The sequence below is a fragment of the Thiolapillus sp. genome, assembly GCF_048562965.1.
GTDB classification, from domain to species: domain Bacteria; phylum Pseudomonadota; class Gammaproteobacteria; order Chromatiales; family Chromatiaceae; genus Thiolapillus; species Thiolapillus brandeum_A.
Genome location: NZ_JBHNMF010000494.1, coordinates 1 through 2,447 on the forward strand (window position 1 = coordinate 1; position 2,447 = coordinate 2,447).

At 50.2% G+C, this 2,447-nt stretch carries 5 protein-coding genes; 4 read left to right on the forward strand and 1 reads right to left on the reverse strand.

All coding sequences use genetic code 11. The features are described from left to right. From ACOCD2_RS16820 to ACOCD2_RS16835, 4 genes are all read left to right on the forward strand, one after another. The coding region (locus ACOCD2_RS16820; RefSeq protein ID WP_293649732.1) for a hypothetical protein at nt 1-186 on the forward strand (186 nt) is incomplete at its 5' end. Then, complete coding sequence (locus ACOCD2_RS16825) at nt 183-896, forward strand: hypothetical protein (protein ID WP_293649734.1); 714 nt, start codon at nt 183-185, stop codon at nt 894-896. The genes ACOCD2_RS16820 and ACOCD2_RS16825, both read left to right, overlap by 4 nt. A 2-nt stretch (nt 897-898) precedes the next feature. Continuing rightward, nucleotides 899-1,486 (forward strand): 7-cyano-7-deazaguanine synthase, encoded by a 588-nt coding sequence (locus ACOCD2_RS16830; RefSeq protein ID WP_419594022.1) that lies wholly within the window; start codon nt 899-901, stop codon nt 1,484-1,486. A 1-nt stretch (nt 1,487) separates the two neighbouring features. After that, on the forward strand, nt 1,488-1,985 hold the full coding sequence (locus ACOCD2_RS16835) for a TIR domain-containing protein (protein ID WP_419625811.1): 498 nt from the start codon (nt 1,488-1,490) through the stop codon (nt 1,983-1,985). A gap of 197 nt (nt 1,986-2,182) precedes the next feature. On the opposite strand, the gene ACOCD2_RS16840 is transcribed toward ACOCD2_RS16835, so the two are convergent. Continuing rightward, nucleotides 2,183-2,407, reverse strand: coding sequence for an integrase core domain-containing protein (locus ACOCD2_RS16840; RefSeq protein ID WP_293649740.1), 225 nt, complete (start codon nt 2,405-2,407; stop codon nt 2,183-2,185). Between the last annotated feature and the right edge of the window lie 40 nt (nt 2,408-2,447).

Genomic DNA, 2,447 nt, shown 5'->3' on the forward strand with positions numbered 1-2,447 from the left:
GGAGACGATGATCTCTCATTTCAGGCTCGTACGTTGGCTCATAATTTAGCGTTTTACGCGGACTGGATGGACCGGCTTCGGGAAGCAGTCAACGATGGCGATGTTCTCAATTTCTTCCGCTTTAATATGCCACCACGGGTGTTCAGTCATTGCGCCGCAGCGCTTGGTTGGGAGGCATCGGAATGAATGTAAACGCTATCGATCGAACAATCCGCGTACTGTGTAAGGAGATTCAAGACAATGATAGGTGTCTTCAGGATTGGCGGCATCTGACGGAGGATGAATTGTTGTACGAAGCCTGCGTGTGCATGTTCAGCAGTCAAATGGTGTTTGAGGTCGCTGAAGCGGCTGCTCAACGACTCAGTGAGCGCGGCTTGCTACGATCATCGCAACATAATCATGGTGGCACTGAGTATGAGCGATGCCTTTCCGAAACGTTATCTGAACCTCTTCCAGTGGAGCGTAATGGTAAAGTTCAGCACGTCCGTCCACGCTTCAGAAACCGCCTTTCCTCGCTATTAACCACCACCAAGACCAAGATTTATGGCCAAGGTCAGTCATTTAGAAAAATGATGATTTCATGCGGCTCTGCAAAGGAGGCTAGAGAACTCTTGGTCAAGAATGTATGGGGTTTTGGGCCGAAGCAGGCAAGCCTGTTTCTGCGTCGTGTTGGTTATTGCGCAGAGCTCGCTGTATTAGATACCCATATTCTGGATTATCTGCGGCTCGCACGGGGGATAGATCCTAAGCCCAGTGCATTGTCACGTTTGGCGAGTTACGAACGAGTCGAGAAGGAGTTTCAACGTGTAGCGTCTGATTTTGGTCACCCCGTCGGCTGTGTTGATTTGGCGATGTGGGTGACCATGCGTGTCGCCAAGCGGGAGGCAGGCTGGTGAGCATGGTCAATCTGGTTTCTGGAGGGCTTGATTCGACCTTGGTTGGGGTTTTGGCCCATGAGGAAGGTCTACATACCCATCCGCTCTTCATTGACTACGGACAACATTCCGCAGAAATGGAATGGGAAACCTGCCAACAGGTGCATGCACACTTGGAATTATCGACACCAGTCAAGATGGATTTGTCAGGGTTCGGTCGGGTGATTCACTCTGGTTTAACTTCAGATGAGCTGAATGTAAAAGAGGACGCATTCACACCGGGACGCAATCTCCTGTTTTTATTAGTGGGAAGCACATACGCCTATCAGGTGGGGGCATCAAACATATCAATCGGTTTGCTCGCTGAACGTTTCAGCCTATTCCCAGATCAACGTAATGAGTTTATCGAGAAGGCAGAATCAGCCATCGAAGTGGCGCTCAGTCGTCGGATTAGGGTTTTGACTCCCCTTGCAGAGTTCAGCAAGGCGGATGTTCTCAAGTTAGCACAGGACAAGGGTATAACCGGAACATATTCATGCCATGTGGGTGGATCCGAACCTTGCGGCAACTGTATTGCGTGTCTTGAATTTGATTTCGAGAAGGGAGGTTGAAATGGGTGGTGGCGGAGGTGGAAGCATTCGAAGTGCTGACCTGAAGCAACTGGAAGAGAAGGCGAAGCAGAAGCTCAAGGCGCAGAGTGAAACTGGCTGTCACGTCTTCATTAGCTTTGCTTTTGAGAACGAAGATGAGGTCAATCTTCTTCGGGGACAAGCGAAGAATGAAAAAACCGATTTGGAGTTTGACGACTTCTCACTAAAAGAAGCCGTTAACAGCAAGAATGAAGACTACATCAAACAGAAAATCCGTGAACGCATTGATCGTGCATCAGTAACAGCGGTCTATCTAACCACGGACTGCGCTAAAAGCAAGTGGGTCGATTGGGAGATTACCGAAAGCCTGAAACGCCGTAAGGGCGTGATCGGGGTCTATAAAGGTGATACCCCGCCGGATCAGCTTCCAACAGCGTTGGACAGATATGGAATAAAGACAGTTAAGTGGTCGCATCAGGAGATGATGCATGCTATTGCCGAGGCGAGAAAAGAACGGTGATTAGGTTTGCGTCTATCTGTTACAGACCCGCGATTTGGTCGAGTCTGCTAGGCGCTTCTCCTCGTAGGCCAGGATGTTTGGCGTCAATTATCTTGATTATCTTGACCAGTTTGGCGCCAATTATGATGGCCGGTTGAGTATGTGGGAAAGAGAAGTGGACCCCCATTATTGGACAGCAAGATAAGTGCTTTCCCGGTTCAGATCACCTTTCTGGCAGTCGCCTCATAATACACGTTATCTGGCGTCCGCCGGTCAAGGCGCTGATGCCGTCTTTCTGTATTGTAGAAGGTGAAGTAGATATCGAGTGAAGTCCTTGCTTCCACTATACTGTCATAGGCTTTCGCTGCCAGCCATGGAGAGCGAAGCGATGGCTGGTAGACCCCAGTAGCCGCGAGGCCGCACTGCTTACCCGTCGTGCGCATAGCGCCAGAGGGGAAGCAAAGTAGGCCTCCGAACGCGGCG

Bases quoted from the DNA above. Each gene is read 5' to 3' on its own strand.
- ACOCD2_RS16830 (WP_419594022.1), top strand. From the start codon at position 899: ATGGTCAATCTGGTTTCTGGAGGGCTTGATTCGACCTTGGTTGGGGTT.
- ACOCD2_RS16835 (WP_419625811.1), top strand. From the start codon at position 1,488: ATGGGTGGTGGCGGAGGTGGAAGCATTCGAAGTGCTGACCTGAAGCAA.
- ACOCD2_RS16840 (WP_293649740.1), bottom strand. From the start codon at position 2,407: ATGCGCACGACGGGTAAGCAGTGCGGCCTCGCGGCTACTGGGGTCTAC.
- ACOCD2_RS16825 (WP_293649734.1), top strand. From the start codon at position 183: ATGAATGTAAACGCTATCGATCGAACAATCCGCGTACTGTGTAAGGAG.